This is a genomic window from Polaromonas sp. AER18D-145 (assembly GCF_002379095.1).
Classification (GTDB): Bacteria; Pseudomonadota; Gammaproteobacteria; order Burkholderiales; family Burkholderiaceae_C; genus Polaromonas.
This window is the reverse complement of record NZ_NBZV01000030.1, coordinates 1-20383: the sequence shown is the minus strand read 5'-3', so window position 1 is coordinate 20383 and position 20383 is coordinate 1. Positions and strand designations below refer to the sequence as shown.

Genomic DNA, 20383 nt, shown 5'->3' with positions numbered 1-20383 from the left:
GAAGGTGGCGTCCGGCCAGGCCGGAACTGAAACGGATTATCGGTGTGCTGCTGCTGAGCGGGACACTGCTGGCCTGCAGTGCGGTGAAATTGGCCTACAACCAGGCGACCGAGCTGGCTTACTGGCAGCTCAACAGCTACTTCGAATTCGACGACACGCAAAAGCCCCTGGTCCGGGAAGAACTGGCGCGCCTCCATCAGTGGCACCGGCAGACACAGCTGCCGGCGTATGTCGAAACACTGGATAAATGGACGGCCTGGCTGCCCGCCGAGATCGACGAGACGCGTGCCTGCGGCATCTTTGAGGAGGTGAAAACCCGGCTGCAAGCCATTTCGGACCGCGCCGTGCCCGCCATGGGTAGCGTGGTGGGCACGCTGGGGCAGGAACAGCTGGACGCCCTGAAGCGGAAATTTTCAAAACTCAACGCGGAGTACCGTGACGACTTTCTCGAGGGCAGCCCCGAAGACCTGATCAACCGGCGCCTGAAGAAGGCGGTCAGCCGCGCCGAGATGCTGTACGGTGCGCTGGACGACAAGCAACTGGAGGTGCTGCGCAACCGGATCACGCAGTCGGTGTTTGACGCCCGGCTTTCACTGGCCGAATACCAGCGCCGCCAGCGGGATGCCTTGCAGAGCCTGGGGCCACTGATCGCCGGCCGCGCCACCTCCGAGCAGGCCAGGCCGCTCATGCAGGCCTACGTCGAGCGAGCCGTCAATTCGCCCGCCCCCGCTTTCCGCAGCTACCAGGAGCGGCTGACGCGCGACAGCTGCAAAACCTTTGCGGCCCTGCACAACAGCACCACGGCGGCGCAACGCGCCAGGGCGGTGCAAACCCTGCAGGGCTACGCGCAGGACTTCGGCATTCTGGTCGCCCGGCGCTGAGTGCCAAGGCCGCTGCCTCGCTGTTCATGGTGGGTCCTTGATGGCAGGGCTGCCAGCGGCGGGGGGCACGGCGGCCGTTACCGCTGCAGGGGGTTGCGGTTGGCCAGGAACGCAGAAGAGGGTTCTCCCGCCTGCCTGAGGCGGCGTGGCTGGAATTCGCCGGAGCCACTGCTTTGCTGCTGCTGCCGGTTCGCGGGGTGCTGCGGTTGTTGTTGCAGACGGCGTGGCGGGGAAATGTGATTGATGTTCAAGAAAAGCTCCCGAGGCGGGAAATCCATGTGTCAGAACAACACATCGATCACACCTCAAGGCCTAGCCTAAAAAGGTGAGCAGGCAAGCCCTGTCATCAAGCCCAGCCGCTTGCTGTCAGACCCGGCCTACAAGGGCATTCACAGGCCCTGGAGAGGCCCTAGAGCATGGGCACTTTGCGCAGCGGCAGGTCGTAATAGTCGGCAATCCGGTGCAGGGCCTTGGGGTTGAGCAGGGACAATTGCCCTCCCTTGAGTTCATGCAGCCCCAGCTGCTGCAGGCGGCGCAGGGTCTTGTTGGTGTGCACCAGCGACAGGCCCAGCGCATCGGCAATGTGCTGCTGGTTGATGGGAAAAGCCATGGTCCCGTCCTGCACCAGCCCCACCCGCTCGGCCCGCCGGTAAAGATGGATCAGCAGCATGGCCACCCGCTCCGTGGCATTGCGCCGGCCTGTCGTCAACATGCCCTCATCGACCATGCCCTCTTCGCGCGCCGACAACCAGGTCACGTCATACCCGAGGCTGGGAAACTGCCGGAACAGGTCCCACAAACCGTCTCTGGGAAACACGCACAGGGCCGTATCCGTCAGCGCCTCCACACCATGCGAGGCCCCGTCGGCAAACTCCTGCTGCAGGCCGATGAAGTCGCCGGGCAGCAGGAAGTTGAGAATCTGCCGCCGCCCGTCACTCAGGGTTTTGTAGCGAAAGGCCCAGCCGGCATACAGGGTGAACAGCTTGCCGTTGGGGTTCTGCTCCGAAATGATGGCGCTGCCGGCCAGGGCAACGGCCGCACCGCTTCGGAATGACTCGAAAAAAGCCAGCTCCTGCGGCGACACCGGCGTGAAGGCCTGGGTGGCGCGCAGCCCGCAATTGGCGCAGCGGTGGGGACAGGGGCTGGCGCCCGACAGGGGGATGAAGTGCACCGAAAAATTTTAATACCGAAACCCAGTGTCTTTTGACATTGTGGCGCCCGGGGCCGCTGGCTACATTACACGCCATCCATGAACAAAGTACCCGAATTGCATGAAGTGCTGTACCTCAGCACCCTCGCGCCTGGCGCACCGCTCAAGACCGTCGCAGACATCGCCGCCAGGGCACGCCGGGCGAACCAAACCTCAGGCATCACCGGTCTGCTGGTGTTTGACGGCATGCAGTTTTGCCAGCACATCGAGGGGCCCCGCAAGGCGGTGCTCGCGCTGACCGAACGCATCCGCCACGATCCGCGGCATGTCGACGTCGACATCCTGCACCACGGCCCGCTCGCACAGCGCCGCTTCAGACATTTTGGCCTCGGTTACACCGCCGTCGAGGACGTGGATGTGCTGGCCCGGCTGCGGGACGTCGGCGCCGAAGCGGCACTGGCACAGTTTCTGGCGCTGGTATCGACACTGGATCTGGACGGCTGAAACCGCAGGCGGCTGGTCACATTGCCGCAACCACGGCATACCGCTATATTCGCATGCAGCCATGCCTCACACCGATCACACCGCCGACCTGCACGAAGTCATCTACGTCAGCACCCTCGCCTCCGACGCGCCCACCAGCGTCGTGGCGGACATTGTCGGAAAAGCCCGCCTGCACAACCCCTGGATGGGTATCACCGGCCTGCTCATCTTTGACGGCATGCGTTTTTGCGAGCAGATGGAAGGCAGCCAAAAAGATGTTCTGGCGCAACTGGAGCGCATCCGGCAGGATACGCGTCACATCAACCTGCGGGTCGTGCACCAAGGGTCTCTGGCCGGACGCAGGTTCCGGCGCTTCAGCATGGGTTACACCACGCTGGACGATGACGATGCACTGGGCCGGCTGGAAGCACTGACCGGCCAGGACGCCATCACCGCCTTCCTGGCCCTGCTTTCAACCCTGGACCTGGACGCCTGACACCGCCGCGTGAAAGTGGAATCAGTGCGGTGTCAGGCTTGCAGCGCGGCCCACATGTCCTTGTCACGCTCGGCCGTCCAGATGCGCGGATTCTTGATCCCGCTGGCTTCGTCGTAAGCCCGGCTCACGTCGAACGGCAGGCAGTGTTCGTAAATGAAGACCTGGCCAAAAATCGGGTCCATGCTCTTGCGGGTGTGATCCATCGCCGCCTTCAGGTCCATCTTCGCGGCAGCCGCTTCCTTGCCGCAACGAAACAGGGTTTCGACCCACTGTTTGGTGTAGTCGATGGCCTTGTTCACCTCGGCAGCACCTTTCATCGCCTCGCCGCGGCCGGGCACGATGGCTTGGGCCCGGAGCGCGCGCAGCGCTTCCAGCGTGGCGGGCCACTCTTCGAGCTGGGCATCACCGGTGTAAACGCCGGCGTTGTACTCCACCAGGTCGCCGGAGAACAGCACTTTTTCTTCCTCCACCCAGGCAATCGTGTCGCCGCGCGTGTGGCCCGGGCCCGGATGCCAGATCTGTACCCGCACGCCGCCGAGGTCGATCACCAGCTTGCCGGGGACTTCGCCCTTGACCGGGTTGCCGCCGGCAATCACCATGGTCGGCCAGGTCAGGCCGGGCACGCTTTCGGCATTGCGGAACAGGCGCGGGAAACGCTCCATCTCGCTTTGCATGTCCTGGGCGCCGCGCTCCACGATCAGCTCGTAGGTGCCCTGGCTGGCGATGACTTCGGTCGCGCCTTCAGCGATATAGGCGCTGGCGCCCAGCACCCGCACTGCGTGGTAATGCGTCAGCAGCACGTACTTGATGGGCTTGTCGCTGATGGCGCGGATGCGCGCAATCAGGTCCTGCGCCATGGCCGGGGTGGCCGTCGCATCGCTGACCATGATGAACTTGTCGCCAATGATCACGCCGGAATTCGGGTCGCCCTCGGCGGTGTAGGCCCAGCAGTGGGCGCTGAGCTGCTCGAAGGTGATTTTTTTGTCCGTGAGGTCGGACTGCGAGGCAAAGGCTTTGGACATGGGGGAAAGTCTCCGTTGGGGAAGGGCCGACAGCACGGCCTGAATCGTTGTAATTTTACTATACGTAACTTATTACGAATAGTAAAACCCCAAAACCCCAAAACCCTTCAACCCTTCAACCCTTGACCCTCACCCTTGTGCTGCGACAGTCAGGACAGTCCGCGTTCGAGCATGGCGACCACCTCCTGGGCATAGTCGCGGTAACTCATGGGCCCGTCGGGGCGCATCCAGGTGAAGGTCCAGTTGATCATGCCGAACAGCATCATGGTCACGGCCGTCTGGTTGGCGGGCGTGATGCGCTGCGGGTAAGCGCGCTTGAGAAAACGCGTCATGGCCGAGACCACGTCGCGCTGCCGGTCCAGGATCAGCTCGCGCTGCACGTCCCCGAGAAACTTGGTGTCGCCCAGCAAGGCGCTGTGGCGGGTGGCCGAGGTCTCGTACTGGTCCAGGAAGTTGCGGATCAGTTCGTGCAGGGCGGCGCGGTCGTCCAGGTTCTTGCGCTGGGCGCTGGCCTCGGTCTGGCCAATGATGGCCAGCAGGTGCTGGGTGTAGCGGTCCAGCAGGTCAAACAGGATGGCTTCCTTGCTGCCGTAGTAGTGGTACAGCCTGGCCTTGGAGGTGCCGCAGGCCGCGGCGATGTCGTTCATGCTGGCGGCCATGTAGCTGCGCTGTGCAAAACACTGGGCGGCCACGTCGAGGATGGCCTCGCGCTGGAGCTCGTGGGTAGCGGATTTGGGACGGGCCATGCGCTATTGTGAAGCACGCAGGTCGCGCTAAAGTAGCGTCATGCCTGCCGACCTGTCCTTTGCCCACTACTGCTGCGAGCTGCTCGCCAGCGTCGGGCCGTGCACGGCACGCCGCATGTTTGGCGGCTTTGGCATCAGCACCGGGGGGCTCAACATCGCGCTGCTGGCCGACCTCGGCCGGGGGGACACCCTCTGGCTCAAGGCCGACGACGAGACCCGCGGCCTTTTCGAAGCCGCGGGCTGTGCGCCTTTTGTCTACCAGGCCAAAGGCAAGGCCATGAAACTGAATTACTACAGCGCGCCCGCAGACGCGATGGAATCGCCTCAGCTGATGGCGCAGTGGGCCCGGCTCTCGCTGGATTTCGCATTAAAAGCACGTGCAGCCAAGGCGGTACGGGCGCGACCAGCTACCAAATCAATAGCAAAACGCGGCACCACCGCAAGCAAGGTGGCCGTCAAGGCGCCCGCCAGGCCGGCCAGCAGGCGGCCCGACGCGGTGGCGGCCAGGCCCGCAGCCAGCCGCAAATCACGCAGCGGCTGAAGCACACCGGCGCGCCACTGCGGGTTGCGGGCAAGCGCCCTGGCCCGCCGCTCGGCGATGGCCAGCCCCGCCGTGGCCGGCAGCGGATCCCAGCTGAAGTAGGCTGCCGTGTTCTGCGCGGCGTCCCACGACTCCATCACCAGCGCCTGACCGGGCAGCAACTGGAGGCTGTCTCCCGCGCCCAGGACATGGTCGCCGCCGCGAACGCCGTCGTCCAGCTGCGCATGGTCGAAGGTGATCCACACCAGGCCATGCGCAATGCGCAACACCCCGGGCCGCGTGGGCCGCAGGGTCAAGGCCCGGCCGTCGCCCAGTTTCCAGCAGCCCGACACCGCGTCTGTGCCGGCGAATAATTGCAGCTCATGGTGGTGAAGGTGGTTCATGCTGTTCTCCTGAAAGACAAAACTCGTTGATGGGAAGGAATGATCGCGCCCCGGCCCTTGGCAGTCCAATGAATTCGCGCTACGCTATTCATTCCTGAAACGCATCAATCACCGGATACCCCCCGTGCTGCATTCAAAAACCCATTTGCGCACCCGCCCCATCTCGGCGGGCCAGCTTCGCGCCTTCGAGGCCGTCGCCCGGCACCTGAACTTTCGCGCCGCCTCCGAGGAACTGGCCCTGACCCAGTCGGCCGTGAGCCGGCAGATCCAGGCGCTCGAAGAAGAAGTCGGCCTGAGCCTGTTTCACCGCCACACCCGGTCCGTGGAGCTCACAGGCGCCGGCGGCGTGCTGCTGCGTGCCGTATCGCCTTCACTCGAACGCATCGACGGCGCGGTGCGGCAGATCCGCCAGAGCGCGGGCCGCAAAAGTGTGTCCCTCACCACGTTCGCGTCGTTCGCCTCGATGTGGCTGATCCCGCGGCTCGAAGCCTTCCAGTACGACAACCCCGACATGGACATCCGCATTGATGCGTCCGACGTCGCCATTGAGCTGGACACCTCGGACCTGGACATGGCCTTGCGTTATGGCCCGGCGGCCTCCATGCCGGCCGGGGCGATGCGGCTGTTCGGTGAACAGCTGACGCCGGTGGCCAGCCCCTGGCTGCTCAAAAGCGGCCCGCGCCTGAAAAAACCCGAAGACCTGGTGAACTTTGCGCTGATCGAGGCCGGCGATTCGCATTCCACCCACATGGAGTGGCTAACTTGGCGGCGCTGGCTCGAAGTGCACGGCACCACCAAGCTGGAGGGCAAGCGCTGGCTCTACTTCAACTATGCCTACCAGATGGTGCAGGCCGCCCTGACCGGCCAGGGCATTGTGCTGGCGCGCCTGCCGCTGATCGCCGAAAGCCTGGCCTCAGGCGACCTGATCGAGCCCCTGCCGCATCTGCGGCTGGAGTCGCCGATGGCCTACTGGCTGATCGTGGGCACGCGCAGCGCCTTGCGTCCCGAGGTCAGGGCTTTCCGCGACTGGCTGATGGCCCAGAGTGCGCTGACGCGCCAGGCGATCGGCGACGTGCCGGACCCGGACACGGTGGACAACATCGATTGAGCGCTACGCGCAACCAGCGCCCGGGGGCTCTTTAACCCACCAAGGGCCGCGGAACCGGCTTCGTCGGCCCGCAGGCGCAGCGGCCCCCTAGTGGGGCAGGGAGTTACACGCAGTGAACGACCGTGGGGGCCACATCACACCGGCCAGACCACTCCTTTGTCATTGAGGATCGCATCAAGCGCCACATCGTGCGGTTCGGGCGCCAGGTCGGGCAGCCAGCCGTGGCTGTAACCCAGACCCACGGTGAAGGGTTTGGGCTGCAGCGTCGCCAGCGTGCGGTCGTAGAAACCACCGCCGTAACCGAGGCGAAAGCCGCCCGGCCCGTAACCGACGCAGGGCACAAACAGCAGCGTCGGCACGATGATCTCGGTGCCCTTTGGTTTGGGAATGCCGTAGGCGTCTTCCTCCATCGGGCAGCCGGGGTACCAGGCATGGAAGGTCAGGGTTTTGTGGACCTTGTTCACCACCGGCAGGCCGATCTTGCGCGGCGACCGGTTTGCTATGTTTTCAGTAGCTGCCTCCGCCCGTCCCTCAAGGGCCAAACCTTGATTTCCTTCGGATTCCTGGCTTAAAATGGCGTCTTCCTGCCAGCGGTACAGCGCGGGTAGCGGATCAAACTCTCCCTTGATCGGCCAGTAGGCCCCAATCACTGCGTCTTCGCGGCCCACCAGCCATATCCGCATGACCCGTTGCAGCAGATCGGCGCGCTGGAGCCGGTCGGGCAGGTTCAGGCGTTGTTCGATCAAGTCTCTTCGCGCAGTTAATTTGTCCATAATGACCCGATGCTATCCAAATTTATTCTGAAGGCCCTGATTTCCGGCCTGTCGTCCTGTCTGCTGCTGGCGCCGGCCTGGGCACAAACCAACCCTGGCAGCACGCCCTCCCGCGGTGACGATGTGCTGCAGGAGATGAACAAGGCTTTCAAGCGCGGCGATAAAGCCAGGCTGGCGCAGCTGCTGCCGCAGGCCCAGGGCCATGCGCTGGAGCCCTGGGCCGCCTACTGGGAGCTGCGCGCGCGGCTGGACGAAGCCAGCACGCGTGAGGTGCAGGATTTCCTCGCGCGTTACGCCGGCAGCTACCAGGAGGACCGACTGCGCAACGACTGGCTGCTGCTGCTGGGCCAGCGCCGCGACTGGGCCGCCTTTGCCGCCGAATACCCGAACTACCGCATGGGCGACGACAAGGACGTGCGCTGCTACGCGCTGCTGGTCGACGGCCTGACGAACCCGGCCGCAGCCCCGCGCGACGCCGACGAAGTCCGCAAGAACTGGTACGCCCAGCGCGAGGCCAGTGACGGCTGCACGTCGGCGGCCTCGCGGCTGGTCGGCAACAAGAGCCTGACCACGCATGACGTGTGGATCAAGGCCAGGCTGGCGATGGAGGCGAACCGGCCGCGTGCCGCCCGCGATGCGGTGGAGATCATCGCGCCGGAAGCCCTGGGGCTGGTGACCGAACTCAACAGCAGTCCGGCCAAATTCCTGGCCAGCAAGGTGATTGCCATCCGGCAGGTGCGCAAGGAAATCATCGTGCTGGCCCTGGTCAAGCTCGCCACCAGCGATGCCGACGGTGCCGCTCGCTTCGTCGAGGACAAATGGGGCCTGCAGCTGACAAGCGAAGAACGCAACTGGGTCTGGGGCGCCATCGGCAAGCAGGCGGCGACGCGGCTCAGCAGCGATGCGCTCGGCTACTTCGCCAAGGTCAGCAAGGACACCGACCTGAGCGACGACATGCTGGGCTGGAAGGCCCGCGCCGCCCTGCGCGCGGGCAGCACACCACGCTGGCCGCTGGTGCTGGGCGCCATCAACGCCATGAGCGAAGGCGCACGCAAGGACCCGACCTGGGTCTACTGGAAAGCGCGCGCCCTGCTCAGCAACGCGCCGGCCGCCGTCGCCAGTGCCCCGATGCCGCCACAGCGGGCGGAAGCCCTGGCACTGCTGCAATCGATCGCCTCGGTGCGCGGGTTTTACGAACAGCTGGCGCTCGAAGAACTGGGCCAGAAAATCACCGTTCCGCCGCGGCCGGCCCCTCTGACGCCGGAGGAAAAGGAAACAGCGCGCCTCAACCCCGGACTGAACCGCGCCGCGTATGCGATCGCCCTCGGCCTGCGCAGCGAGGGTGTGCGCGAATGGAACTACAGCACCAACCTGCACCAGCGCGGCGGCATGGGCGAGCGCGAGCTGCTGGCCGCCGCCCAGTTCGCCTGCGACCGCGCCATCTGGGACCGCTGCATCAACACCAGCGAACGCACCCAGACCGTGATGGCCTTCGAACAGCGCTTTCCCACGCCGTTTCGCGACGCGGTGACCCAGCGCAGCCGCGAGATCAACCTGGACCCGGCCTATGTGTATGGCCTGATCCGCCAGGAGTCGCGCTTCATCATGGATGCGCGCTCCGGCGTTGGCGCGTCGGGCCTGATGCAGGTGATGCCCGCCACCGCGCGCGAGACGGCTCGTTATATCGGCCTGACGGGGTTCACTGCGGGCCAGATCAACGACCGCGACACCAACATAGTGATCGGCACGGCTTACCTCAAGCGCGCGCTCGACGACTTTGGCGGTTCCATGGCGCTGGCCGCCGCGGCCTACAACGCCGGCCCCGGCCGGCCCCGCAACTGGCGCAACGGCCCGGTGCTGGAGGCGGCGATCTGGGCCGAAAACGTGCCCTTTGGCGAAACCCGCGACTATGTGAAGAAAGTGCTGTCCAACACCACCAACTACGCGGCGCTGCTGAGCGGGCAGCCGCAGTCGCTCAAGGCCAGGCTGGGCAGCGTGGGGCCACGCGACGCCTCGGCACCACCGCCCGACGAGAAGATGCCCTGAACCACCCGGCCCGGCGGATGAGGGGCCGTTTGTAGGTTTTGGCCTATTTCCTGGCCACCCCGGCCGGGCTACATTGGCAGCTCATCCCAACAAGGAGAGCCCTAGATGAACCCATGGTGGCAACAAGTCGGCAACACCATTGCTGCCGAATTCTCGGACCTGACCGACCCGACCCACGTGACACGCGCCGTCCTGCGCCTGCTGGTGGCGGCCCTGCTGGGCGGCCTGCTCGGCTGGGAGCGCGAGCACCAGGGCAAGGCGGCGGGTGTGCGCACCCACATGCTGGTGGCGATGGGCGCCGCCCTGTTTGTGCTGGTGTCACAACAAGCCGGCATGGCGGCCGACGACCTGAGCCGGGTCATCCAGGGCATCACCGCAGGCGTGGGGTTTCTCTGCGCGGGCACCATTCTCAAAGGGGATCGGCTCGATGACGTGAAGGGGCTGACCACCGCCGCCGGGCTGTGGCTGACGGCGGCGGTCGGCGTGGCCGCCGGCATGGGACGCGAATCCACCGCCGTGCTCGGCACCGTGCTGGCCCTGGCCGTGCTGGCGGTGGTGCCCTTGGTGGTCAGGTCCGGCGAAAAGCCTGTGCCCTTGTTGGCCGGGGACGAACCGCCATCCCCCAAGAAGCATTGAGTTGCCGGGTCAGGCTTTCAGGCGCTGCGACACAAATTCACCTTCGTAATCCCTGGCCAGCGACAGCTTCTCGGCTTCGCTGAGCACCTTGCCGGCGAGCTGGAAAATGCCCTGCTCTTCATCCTTCAGGTGATGGAAGACCTTGTGGTGCAGCTCCTTGGCAATGGCCAGCCAGACCGGGGAACTGAAGTCCGTGGCCTGCAGTTTTTCGACCAGCTCGTCCATCTCGTGGTGCTCGGCAATGCCATGGCGCGAGGGCTCCTGCGTCATGTCATGGGCGATCAGCGGCACGTAAAAAAACCGCTCTTCCGCCGCCGCGTGGGCGGCCAGTTCGGTTTTCAGCTCCTTGAACAGCAGGTCGCGTTCCTTGCTGTCGCCGGAGGTCTTGATGAGGTTGTTAGCCAACTCGCGCTGGGTGTCGTGGCTGGTGCGCAGGGCTTCAAAAATATTCATTCGTCGATTATCCTGAGGCCCTGTAAAAAGCGGTGTAGGCCATGAGGCCGGGGCTGGTTCAGGCCGGGGCCTACATGCCGGCTCTTTTTGCGCGGGCGTTTTGCATCTCCTCGTGTGAAAGCGTCTAATCAAACTTATGAAGAAAATACTGATTCTGGGCGGTACCGGTTTTGTGGGCCGCCATGTCTGCGAGAAACTCACGCAGCTGCAGTGGCGGGCGACCGTGCCGACCCGGCATGAAGCGAACGCCAGGGACATCCAGATGCTCCCCGCCCTGGATGTGGTGCAGGCCAATGTGCATGACGAGGCGGCCCTGACCCGGCTGGTGGCGGGGCACGACGCGGTGGTCAACCTGATTGCCATTCTGCACGGCACGCAGGAGGCTTTCCAGCGGACCCATGTGCAGTTGCCCGAAAAGCTGGCGCGCGCCTGTGCCGCGACGGGTGTGCAGCGCCTGGTCCACGTCAGTGCGCTGGGCGCCGACATGCGCAACCCGGATGTGGCGCCGTCCATGTACCTGCGCAGCAAGGGGCACGGCGAGGTGGCGCTGCACCAGGCCGCCCTCGAGTTGACGGTGCTGCGGCCCAGCGTGATGTTCGGCGCCGACGACCGCTTCCTCAACACTTTCGCGCGGCTGCAGAAAATCTTTCCGGTCATTCCGCTGGCGGCCAGCCACGCGCTGTTCCAGCCGGTGTGGGTCGAGGATGTGGCCAGCGCCATCGTGCATTGCCTGCAGGATGCCCACACCCATGCCACGGTCGACCAGACGTTCGAGGCCTGCGGTCCGGGCATCTTCACGCTCCGGCAACTCGTCGAGTTGGCCGGCCGGTTGAGCGGCGTCAACGAGGGGCGCGGCCGCCCGGTGATCCCGCTGCCGGCGGCACTCGGCCGCCTGCAGGCGCGCCTGATGGAGCTGATGCCCGGCGAGCCCCTGATGAGCCGCGACAACCTGGACTCCATGAGTTTGCCCAACATTGCCAGCGGCAACCTGCCGGGGCTTGAAGCCCTGGGCATCACGCCGGCGGCCGTGGAAGCGGTGGCGCCGACTTATCTCGGCCCGCTCAGCGGCGGCTGGGGCCCGCGCAGCCACCTGACCCTCAAACGCAAGACCGCGGGACGATTCTAGGTTTTAGAACTTGCTCCTGGTCCCGGGCCGCATCAATGGTGCGGTCTTTTGGCATCAATGCAGCCGCGTCCTCCCGGTAGCATGATGCCTTTTCATCCTGGATGACTCCATGCTCAAACTCTACATCGGCAACAAAAATTACTCGTCCTGGTCCATGCGCCCCTGGGTGCTGCTCAAACAGGCCGGCATTCCGTTTGAGGAGGTCAAGGTCCGCTTCGACTCGTTCGAGGCCGTGTCCACCTTCAAGCAGGCCATCCGTAGCGTCACCCCCGTCGGCAAGGTGCCGGTGTTGCTGGACGGTAACCTGGCGGTCTGGGACACGCTGGCGATCGCCGAGTACCTGGCGGAACAATACCCGGACAAACAGCTCTGGCCCGCCGACGTCAAGGCGCGCGCACGCGCACGCAGCATCTGCGCCGAAATGCACAGCGGCTTTGGCGCCCTGCGCAGCGCCTGCCCCATGAACATCGAGGCCAACCTGAGCGACACCGGCCGGCTGATCTGGCGCGACAAACCGGCGGTGCGCGCCGATGTCGCGCGCATCGTGGCCATGTGGGGGGAATTGCTGGCAAGCTACCAGGGGCCTCTGCTGTTCGGCCGCTTCAGCATTGCCGACGCCTATTTCGCGCCGGTCGCCATGCGCCTGAGCCGGTATGTCCTGCCGGTGCCGCAGGAAATCAGCGCCTACATCGAACGCCTGAGCGCGTTGCCCGGGGTCAAGGCCTGGGTGGACGACGCCCTCGCGGAGAACGACTTTCGGGAATTCGAGGAACCGTACCGGTTGTCGCGCTGATCATGGCCAGAAGCACCATGGTCACGATTTACCTGCGTTACGTCCTCGACACCCGCCGGCTCAAGGAATTCGAGCATTACGGCAAGCTGTGGATTCCACTGGTGGAAAAGTTTGGCGGAAAACACCACGGCTACTTCATGCCCGGCGAAGGTGCCAGCAACATCGCACTGGCCATGTTCACGTTCGACAGTCTGGCCTCCTACGAAAGCTACCGGCAGCGGTCTTTTGACGATCCCGACTGCCAGGCCGCCTTCCGGTACGCCGAAGAAACGCGCTGCATTCTGAGCTACGAGCGCAGTTTTTTCCGCCCTGTCTTTTCCTGATCCCCATTTCGGGGTGGCGCCAACCCACCCGCTAAACTGCCCCCATGGAAATTTTCATGGTCGGTGGTGCGGTGCGCGATGCCTTGCTGGGCCTGCCGGTGCAGGACCATGACTGGGTGGTGGTCGGTGCAACGCCCGACGAATTGACGGCCCTGGGCTACCTGCCGGTAGGCAAGGATTTCCCGGTCTTCCTGCATCCGCAGACGCGCGAAGAGTATGCGCTGGCCCGCACCGAACGCAACACGGCGCGCGGCTACCGCGGCTTTGCCATCCACGCCGCGCCGGACGTGACCTTGGAAGAAGATCTCGCACGCCGCGACCTGACCATCAATTCAATAGCAGCTCCCGCCCGCCCCCAAAGGGATGGGGCCGGATTTGAAGCTGATTTTGCAGCCCTCATCGATCCTTACGGCGGACAAAGGGACATCCGGGACAAGGTGCTGCGCCACGTCACCGACGCCTTCCGCGAGGACCCGGTGCGCATCCTGCGGCTGGCGCGTTTTGCCGCACGTTTTGACGATTTCACCGTGGCGCCAGAAACCATGGCGTTGATGCGGGAGATGGTCAACCATGGCGAGGTCGATGCCCTGGTGGCCGAACGTGTCTGGCAGGAGCTGGCGCGCGGCCTGATGGAACGCACGCCCTCCCGCATGTTTGACGTGCTGCGGGAATGCGGGGCACTGCAGCACCTGCTGCCCGAGGTCGAAAAACTCTGGGGCGTGCCGCAACGTCCCGAGTACCACCCCGAAGTGGACACCGGGGTGCACCTGATGATGGTGCTGGACATGTCGGCGCGGCTGCAGGCCAGCCTGCCCGTGCGTTTCGCCTGCCTCGGCCATGACCTCGGCAAGGGCAGCACAGCGGTCGAGCTGCTGCCCAGACACATCGGCCACGAGGAGCGCGGCGTGCGCCTGCTCAAAGATGTATGTGCGCGGCTGCGCGTGCCCACCGACTGCCGGGAACTGGCCGAGGTGGTGGCGCGCGAACACGGCAACATCCACCGCAGCGCCGAATTCGGTGCGGCCGCCCTGGTGCGGCTGCTTGAACGTTGCGACGCATTTCGCAAGCCGCACCGTTTTGACGACATCCTGCTGGCCTGCGAATGTGATGCGCGCGGCCGCCTGGGCTTTCAGAACACGGCCTACCCGCAGCGGCAGCGGCTGGCGCAGGCCTTGCAGGCGGCGCAAGCGGTGGTGACGGCGTCGATCGCAGAAGCAGCCCAGGCGGCAGGCCTGAGCGGTCCCAAAATCGGCGACATGATCCATGCCGCCCGGGTACACGCCGTCCAGGCGTGGATCGACACTGCGGCGGCGCACGTCGATGCGGTCGCCCCGTCCGCCTGACGACCGCAGGCGACCCTGCGGCGGCCTGTTCCAAAAGGGAATCCGGCCTACAGGTGTCGCAGAAAAATTCTGCTAAGGTGGAAAGAGATGCACATGCCTTACGACACGCTCCCCCGTATCGCGCAGGATACGGCGCTTTTTCTGGACTTTGACGGAACCCTGGTTGAGCTGGCCGCCCGGCCCGAAGCCGTGGTCATTGCGCCCACCCTGACCAGCACGCTGGCTGCGCTGTATGGACAACTCGGCGGCGCGCTGGCGCTGGTATCGGGTCGCCGCCTGAGCGACCTCGACGGTTTTCTGGCGCCGCTGCAGTTGCCGGCAGCGGTCGAACATGGCGGGCAGCGCCGCAATGCCGCAGGTCTCCTGATCAGCGCGCCGGCCATCGATCTGCGCGCTGCGCTGCAAGCCGCCGAAGGGCTGCTGCAGCAGCATCCCGGCCTGCAGCTCGAACAGAAAAACCTGGCGCTGAGCCTGCACTACCGGCACGCCCCCGACCTGGAAGACCTGTGCCTGCGGGTGATGGGCGAGGCCGTGGCGCGCAGCCCGGGGCTGCAACTGATGCACGGCAAATGTGTGCTCGACCTGAAACCGGCCGGGGTCAGCAAGGGCACGGCCATCGCGGCCTTCATGGGCGAAGCACCGTTTGCCGGCCGGGTTCCGGTGTTTGCCGGCGACGACGTCACCGACGAGGACGGCTTCGAACAGGTGCTGCGCATGGGCGGCCACGCGATCAAGGTCGGCCCCGGACCCACGCTGGCGAAACATCGCTGCGACAGCGTGGCGCAACTGGCCCAATGGCTGCTGTCGGCACGGGCGCCCTCGCGCGAAAGCGGACCTGAACGGCGGCATGCATGAGCACCCTGCCGCCTGCCTCCAGCTTCGCTGCGCCCGCGCCGCCCTCGCTGTCGCTGGGCGTGATCGGCAACTGCGCCTTCAGCGCGCTGGTGGATGCCCGGGGCCGCATCGTCTGGTGCTGCCTGCCGCGTTTCGACGGCGACCCGGTGTTCAACGCCTTGCTGGAGCCAGGCGACACCGGCAGCGCCTTTGCCATCGAGATTGAGAATTTTTCGCACAGCAAACAGTGGTACGAACCGAACACCGCCGTGCTGCGCACGCAGCTGTTTGACGACAGCGGCCAGGGCATAGAAATCACCGACTTTGCACCGCGTTTTTACCGGCGCTCCCGTTTTTTCAAGCCCATGACCATGGTACGGCGCGTGCGGCCACTTCAGGGCGCACCGCGTATCCGGGTCTCGCTGGATCTGCGTTACGACTGGGGCCGCAGCCAGCCGGTCGTGACCCAGGGCAGCAACCATCTGCGTTATGTCGGCGATGCGCTGACCCTGCGGCTCAACACCGACGCGCCGCTGGCGCACCTGCAGTCCCGGCAGCCCTTTGTGCTGACACGCGAATACAACTTCCTGCTGGGCGCCGACGAGTCGCTGACCGACGGCATTGCCGACACCGCGCGCCTGTTCGAGGAAGAAACCCTCTCCTACTGGCGCGAGTGGAGCCAGCGCCTGCACATTCCGCTGCAGTGGCAGGACGCCGTGATACGCGCCGCCATCACGCTCAAGCTCTCGCTGTTTGAAGACACCGGCGCCATCGTGGCGGCCATGACCACCAGCATTCCCGAGGCGCCCAACAGCGGGCGCAACTGGGACTACCGCTACTGCTGGCTGCGTGACGCCTTTTTTGTGGTGCGCGCGCTCAACAGCCTGTCCGAAGTCGGCACCATGGAAGACTACCTGCGCTGGCTCAGCAACGTGGTGGTGCAGGCCGGTGGCGGCCACATCCAGCCGCTGTACGGCATCGGCCTGGAGCGCGAGCTGCCCGAGGCGGTGTACAGCCACCTGGGCGGCTACCGCGGCATGGGACCGGTGCGCGTGGGCAACCAGGCGCAGGAGCATTTCCAGCACGACGTCTACGGCAACGTGGTGCTGGGCGCGGCCCAGGCCTTTCACGACCACCGGCTGCTGCACCGCGCCGGCGAGGCCGAATTCCTGCGACTGGAGGCGGTCGGCGAGCAGGCCGTGCGCAACTACGACCAGCCCGACGCCGGCATGTGGGAGCTGCGCACGCGGGCCCGGGTGCATACCTCCTCGGCCCTGATGTGCTGGGCGGCCTGTGACCGTCTCGGCAAGATCGCCGTCACCCTGAAACAGCCGGACCGCGCCAGCTACTGGCACGGCCATGCCAACGTCATGCGCGAGCGCATCCTGCGCGAATCCTGGAGCGAGGAACGCCAGGCCTTTGCCGAGAGTTTCGGCGGGCGCGACCTGGACGCCAGCGTGCTGCTGATGATCGAGGTCGGCTTCATCGACCCGAAAGACCCGCGTTTTGTCGCGACGGTGGACGCGCTGGAAAAACACCTGTGCGACGGCCCCTACATGCGCCGTTATGAAGCCTCCGATGACTTCGGCAAGCCCGAAACCGCCTTCAACATCTGCACCTTCTGGCGCATCGACGCGCTGGCGCGCATTGGCCGCAAGGAACAGGCGCGCGAGATCTTCGAGACCATGCTGGCAGCGCGCAACCACCTCGGCCTGCTGTCCGAGGACACCCACCCGGTGACCGGCGAGATGTGGGGCAACTTCCCGCAGACCTACTCCATGGTCGGCCTCATCAACGCGGCCGTACGCCTGTCGGCGCCCTGGGACAGTCAAGTATGAACACGCCCGTCGGCGAAAACCAACGTAGGGGCTCTTCATTCAAGCAGGGGCCGCGGAACCGGCTTTGCCGGGCCGCAGGCGCAGCGGCCCCCCCGGGGGGCAGCGCATTACACAAAGTGAAAAGCGTGGGGGCCTCATCATGAGCCGGCTGGTCGTCGTTTCCAATCGTGTCGCCGACCCGCGCAAGGCCGCGGCGGCGGGCGGGCTGGCGGTGGCTTTGGGCGATGCGCTGGCCGCCAACGGTGGCCTGTGGTTCGGCTGGAGCGGGACCATTGTCGAAGGCGGCCCCCCCGGTGAAGGCGAGATACACACCCAGCAGGCCGGCAATGTGACGCTGACCACGGTGGATCTGTGCCGCGAAGACCACGACAGTTATTACCTGGGCTACAGCAACGGCGTGCTCTGGCCGGTGTTTCATTACCGGCTCGACCTGGCCGACTTCGATGCCGGCTTCATCGGCGGCTACCGCCGCGTCAACCAGATGCTGGCGCGCAAGCTGATGCCGCTGCTGCGGCCCGACGACACCATCTGGGTGCACGACTACCACCTGATCCCGCTGGCAGCCGAGCTGCGTGCAATGGGCTGCAAGAACCGCATCGGCTTCTTCCTGCACATCCCGCTGCCACCGCCGCTGATCCTCGCGGCCGTGCCCCAGCATGAATGGCTGATCCGCTCGCTGTTTGCCTATGACCTGGTGGGCTTCCAGAGCCAGGCGGATGTGGACCACTTCTCGCGTTATGTCGGCCAGGAGGCGGGCGCAGAAGCCCTGGACCGGCACCAGTTCCGCGCCTTCGGACGCACGGTGCACGCCCAGGCCTTTCCCATTGGCATCGATGTCGATGAATTTGCGGCCCTGACGCATGGCAAGGAAGCGCGCGAGATGTATGAGCGCATGAAGGTGGAGTACTCGCGGCGCCGCCTGCTGCTGGGGGTGGAGCGGCTGGACTACTCCAAGGGCCTGCCGCAGCGCCTGCGTGCCTTCAGGCAGTTGCTGAAGCTGTACCCGGAAAACCTCAACAGCGCGACGCTGATCCAGATTGTCTCGCCCAGCCGCGAGGCCCTCGACACCTACAGCGGCCTGCGCCAGGAGCTGGAGAGCTTGTGCGGCGCCATCAACGGCGACTACGGCGAGCTGGACTGGATGCCGGTGCGCTACATCCACCGCAACGTGGCGCGCAAGCGCCTGCCCGGCCTGTACCGCGTGGCCAGCGTGGCCCTGGTCACGCCGCTGCGCGACGGCATGAACCTGGTCGCCAAGGAGTTCATCGCGGCGCAGGATCCGGCCGACCCCGGCGTGCTGGTGCTGTCACGTTTTGCCGGCGCGGCCGAACAGCTCAAGGAAGCGCTGCTGGTCAACCCCTACGACACCCACGGCACGGCCGAGAGCATCCAGCTGGCACTGCAGATGCCGCTGCACGAGCGCCAGCGGCGGCACCAGGCGCTGCTCGAGCGCATCCGCAGCCAGGACGTCCACTGGTGGCGCCAGACCTTTCTGCAAACCCTGTCCGGCACCACCCCCGACTAGAACCATCGCCTTCTGGCGCGCTTCTGGCAGACAAGCCGGAAATGTGCAACCATTCAGTCACGAATTGAACTGACATGGTCAAACGCAATTACCTCAACCGCTCCCTGGCCGACGGCATCCGCAAGGTCGGCTTTCGCAAATGGTATGAACGCGAGCTGCTGTCCAGCCATGCCCACATGCTGCTGGCCCTGCTGTGCACGATTGCCCTGATGGCCACGCTGGAGCTTTTTCAGGGCGGCACCCTCACCGAAAAGCTGGTGGACGTGGCCCTGTTCATCATCAGCGGCGCGGTGGGACTGTGGGCCTTGCGCCGCTACCTGTACCTGCTGCTGCATGCCGAAACCGTGGCCGACCAGGCCAATTGCCCGAAATGCGCCGAATACGGCCGGCTCGATGTTGTCGAGGAAGACCGTCGCAGCGGCCAGATTCTCGTCAAGTGCCGCAAATGCGGCCAGCCCTGGACGCTGATCCCCTGAAACCCGAGCGGTTTCAGACCACCAGCGCCAGCGCCGCGTAGTCGCCCACCCGGTCCTGCAGGCCGGCCGGCACCAGCACAAACCCGTCCGTCAGCGCCGGCAGCCTGCCGCTGATGTGGGCCTGCAGGCGCGGCAGCAGGTAATCGCGGTGGTGCCAGAACACGCTGCCGCCGATGCTGATACGCTGCAGGTCCAGCGTCACGACCAGGTTGTACAGGGCCCGGCCCATCACCCGGCAAATGTCATCAATAATGGTCGCAGCGCCCGTCTCTCCTTCGCGAGCAGCTATCAAAATGGAAGCAGCGTCGGCATACCCGAGCGCGCCAAAACGCCGCGGCATCGCATTGCCCGCCACCAGGGCCTCGACATCGCCGATGTTGCCGCAGCCGCACAGCGCGTCGTTGTTGTCGCTGACGAACATGTGGCCGGCATGGCCGGCGTTGCCATTTTTTCCGCGCAGCATCTGCCCGTCGACACACAGGCCAACCCCAATGCCGGTGCTCCAGGTCACGTAAGCGCAATCGGCCATGCCCTGCAGCGCGCCCCAGCGGCGCTCGGCCTTGAGCGCAGCCAGGCCGTCATTTTCGACCCGCACCTGGGCGAACACCTCGCGCAGCGGCGCTTCGAGCAAGGCCGTGGTCCATTGGTTGGGCAACCCGCGCGCCGCGCCGGCCAGGCCGCCGCAGATGTTGGGCGCCGCGAGTTCGACCTGGCCATCGTTCAGCACAAAGGGCCCGCAGGACGCCACGCCAACGGCCGCCAGGTCCTCGCGGCGGATCTGCGCCGTCGCGCTGCTTTCTTCTATCATCCGCAGCACCTGCCGCGCCAGCGCATCGCAAGCGCCCTGCTTGGCTGTCGGCTCCACCCGCCGGCCAACGATGCCGCGCTGATCAACCACGGCGACCGACACCTTGGTGCCACCGATGTCCACGCAGGCCACCGGGGCTGCACCGGCAGGCAGGCGAATGTCGGGTCCGGGGAAAGAGGGGGGTGCCGGTGAAGGGCTGTTCATGGCAGGCCGTTCAAATCAACTGGCTGATGAGGCTGGCCACCAGGCTCAGGACGATGGTGGTCGTCAACGGAATGAACCATTCGCGCCCGAACAACCTGAACCGCAAGTCGCCCGGCAGTTTGCCAAAGCCCAGCTTGTGCAGCAAGGGCGTGAACCAGCTGATGAAGATCAGCGCCAGGAAAATCACCAGCATCCAGCGAATCATGGGGCTAGTTTAGGGCCTGGTCGCCTCCTGGGCACGCTGAAGAGGAAGTCCATTCTCTTGATGATTTGATCTGCTGGTGGTTTGCCGGCAAGCCGGGGATTGCCCGGTCACCCGGGCGAGTACCGGCATCACGCTGCGTTTCCGGTTCGCCTGGGACAGTAGGCGCAACTCCCCACTCCCACCCCTAGCC

The 20383-nt window shown here is 65.4% G+C and carries 22 protein-coding genes and 1 pseudogene; 15 read left to right on the top strand and 8 right to left on the bottom strand.

The window, feature by feature from the left end:
• The first annotated feature begins 44 nt into the window (after positions 1-44).
• Positions 45-881 (top strand): DUF6279 family lipoprotein, encoded by an 837-nt coding sequence (locus tag B7G52_RS15080; RefSeq protein ID WP_096698375.1) that lies wholly within the window; start codon positions 45-47, stop codon positions 879-881.
• A gap of 409 nt (positions 882-1290) precedes the next feature.
• Here the strand turns inward: B7G52_RS15080 and B7G52_RS15075 are convergent, their stop codons facing one another.
• Positions 1291-2052: a Crp/Fnr family transcriptional regulator gene (locus B7G52_RS15075; protein WP_240523471.1), complete on the bottom strand. Its 762-nt coding sequence runs from the start codon at positions 2050-2052 to the stop codon at positions 1291-1293.
• A 78-nt stretch (positions 2053-2130) separates the two neighbouring features.
• On the opposite strand from B7G52_RS15075, the gene B7G52_RS15070 reads away from it, so the two are divergent.
• Together B7G52_RS15070 and B7G52_RS15065 are read left to right on the top strand one after the other, a co-directional pair.
• Positions 2131-2535: a BLUF domain-containing protein gene (locus B7G52_RS15070; RefSeq protein ID WP_096698374.1), complete on the top strand. Its 405-nt coding sequence runs from the start codon at positions 2131-2133 to the stop codon at positions 2533-2535.
• A 61-nt stretch (positions 2536-2596) separates the two neighbouring features.
• A complete protein-coding gene (locus B7G52_RS15065; protein ID WP_096698373.1) occupies positions 2597-3010 on the top strand; it encodes a BLUF domain-containing protein in 414 nt (137 codons plus the stop codon).
• Positions 3011-3042: 32 nt separating this feature from the next.
• Here B7G52_RS15065 and B7G52_RS15060 read toward each other — a convergent pair whose 3' ends face one another.
• The gene (locus tag B7G52_RS15060) at positions 3043-4032 is read right to left on the bottom strand and encodes an MBL fold metallo-hydrolase (RefSeq protein WP_096698372.1); all 990 of its coding nucleotides are present in this window, start codon (positions 4030-4032) and stop codon (positions 3043-3045) included.
• Between the two features lie 149 nt (positions 4033-4181).
• Positions 4182-4778 carry a TetR/AcrR family transcriptional regulator gene (locus B7G52_RS15055; protein ID WP_096670746.1) on the bottom strand — a complete coding sequence of 199 codons (597 nt, stop codon included), beginning with the start codon at positions 4776-4778 and terminating at the stop codon, positions 4182-4184.
• 40 nt (positions 4779-4818) lie between these two features.
• On the opposite strand from B7G52_RS15055, the pseudogene B7G52_RS24155 reads away from it, so the two are divergent.
• Positions 4819-5085: pseudogene (locus B7G52_RS24155) on the top strand (TfoX/Sxy family protein); the annotation flags it as partial.
• A gap of 17 nt (positions 5086-5102) precedes the next feature.
• On the opposite strand, the gene B7G52_RS24150 reads toward B7G52_RS24155, so the two are convergent.
• The gene (locus tag B7G52_RS24150; protein ID WP_096698370.1) at positions 5103-5702 is read right to left on the bottom strand and encodes a DUF2917 domain-containing protein; all 600 of its coding nucleotides are present in this window, start codon (positions 5700-5702) and stop codon (positions 5103-5105) included.
• Between the two features lie 124 nt (positions 5703-5826).
• Here B7G52_RS24150 and B7G52_RS15040 point away from each other — a divergent pair, with 124 nt between their 5' ends.
• Entirely contained in the window at positions 5827-6810 is a 984-nt protein-coding gene (locus B7G52_RS15040) for a LysR substrate-binding domain-containing protein (protein WP_096698369.1), read from the top strand.
• Between the two features lie 134 nt (positions 6811-6944).
• Here B7G52_RS15040 and B7G52_RS15035 read toward each other — a convergent pair whose 3' ends face one another.
• Positions 6945-7583, bottom strand: a complete 639-nt coding sequence (locus tag B7G52_RS15035; RefSeq protein ID WP_096698368.1) for a 5-formyltetrahydrofolate cyclo-ligase — start codon at positions 7581-7583, stop codon at positions 6945-6947.
• Positions 7584-7592: 9 nt separating this feature from the next.
• Between B7G52_RS15035 and B7G52_RS15030 the strand changes: the two genes are divergently transcribed.
• Entirely contained in the window at positions 7593-9629 is a 2037-nt protein-coding gene (locus tag B7G52_RS15030) for a lytic transglycosylase domain-containing protein (protein ID WP_096698367.1), read from the top strand.
• 105 nt (positions 9630-9734) lie between these two features.
• A complete protein-coding gene (locus tag B7G52_RS15025; RefSeq protein WP_096698366.1) occupies positions 9735-10265 on the top strand; it encodes an MgtC/SapB family protein in 531 nt (176 codons plus the stop codon).
• Between the two features lie 9 nt (positions 10266-10274).
• On the opposite strand, the gene B7G52_RS15020 is transcribed toward B7G52_RS15025, so the two are convergent.
• The gene (locus B7G52_RS15020) at positions 10275-10718 is read right to left on the bottom strand and encodes a hemerythrin domain-containing protein (RefSeq protein ID WP_096698365.1); all 444 of its coding nucleotides are present in this window, start codon (positions 10716-10718) and stop codon (positions 10275-10277) included.
• A gap of 136 nt (positions 10719-10854) precedes the next feature.
• On the opposite strand from B7G52_RS15020, the gene B7G52_RS15015 reads away from it, so the two are divergent.
• The 8 genes from B7G52_RS15015 (at position 10855) to B7G52_RS14975 (ending at position 18976) form a co-directional block, all read left to right on the top strand.
• Complete coding sequence (locus B7G52_RS15015; RefSeq protein ID WP_096698364.1) at positions 10855-11844, top strand: complex I NDUFA9 subunit family protein; 990 nt, start codon at positions 10855-10857, stop codon at positions 11842-11844.
• A gap of 109 nt (positions 11845-11953) precedes the next feature.
• Positions 11954-12637 carry a glutathione S-transferase family protein gene (locus B7G52_RS15010; RefSeq protein ID WP_096698363.1) on the top strand — a complete coding sequence of 228 codons (684 nt, stop codon included), beginning with the start codon at positions 11954-11956 and terminating at the stop codon, positions 12635-12637.
• A gap of 17 nt (positions 12638-12654) precedes the next feature.
• On the top strand, positions 12655-12960 hold the full coding sequence (locus B7G52_RS15005; protein ID WP_096698405.1) for an NIPSNAP family protein: 306 nt from the start codon (positions 12655-12657) through the stop codon (positions 12958-12960).
• 44 nt (positions 12961-13004) lie between these two features.
• Positions 13005-14303, top strand: a complete 1299-nt coding sequence (locus tag B7G52_RS15000) for a multifunctional CCA addition/repair protein (protein WP_096698362.1) — start codon at positions 13005-13007, stop codon at positions 14301-14303.
• Positions 14304-14396: 93 nt separating this feature from the next.
• Positions 14397-15158, top strand: a complete 762-nt coding sequence (gene otsB, locus B7G52_RS14995) for a trehalose-phosphatase (RefSeq protein ID WP_240523470.1) — start codon at positions 14397-14399, stop codon at positions 15156-15158.
• On the top strand, positions 15155-16975 hold the full coding sequence (locus B7G52_RS14990; RefSeq protein ID WP_096698360.1) for a glycoside hydrolase family 15 protein: 1821 nt from the start codon (positions 15155-15157) through the stop codon (positions 16973-16975). The genes otsB and B7G52_RS14990 overlap by 4 nt, the downstream gene beginning before the upstream one ends.
• Before the next feature lie 139 nt (positions 16976-17114).
• Positions 17115-18500 carry an alpha,alpha-trehalose-phosphate synthase (UDP-forming) gene (gene otsA / locus B7G52_RS14980; protein ID WP_096698359.1) on the top strand — a complete coding sequence of 462 codons (1386 nt, stop codon included), beginning with the start codon at positions 17115-17117 and terminating at the stop codon, positions 18498-18500.
• Positions 18501-18574: 74 nt separating this feature from the next.
• Entirely contained in the window at positions 18575-18976 is a 402-nt protein-coding gene (locus B7G52_RS14975; protein ID WP_096698358.1) for a hypothetical protein, read from the top strand.
• A gap of 13 nt (positions 18977-18989) precedes the next feature.
• Here the strand turns inward: B7G52_RS14975 and B7G52_RS14970 are convergent, their stop codons facing one another.
• The gene (locus B7G52_RS14970; protein WP_096698357.1) at positions 18990-19988 is read right to left on the bottom strand and encodes an ROK family protein; all 999 of its coding nucleotides are present in this window, start codon (positions 19986-19988) and stop codon (positions 18990-18992) included.
• A gap of 10 nt (positions 19989-19998) precedes the next feature.
• Positions 19999-20193 carry a DUF2905 domain-containing protein gene (locus B7G52_RS14965; protein WP_096698356.1) on the bottom strand — a complete coding sequence of 65 codons (195 nt, stop codon included), beginning with the start codon at positions 20191-20193 and terminating at the stop codon, positions 19999-20001.
• Between the last annotated feature and the right edge of the window lie 190 nt (positions 20194-20383).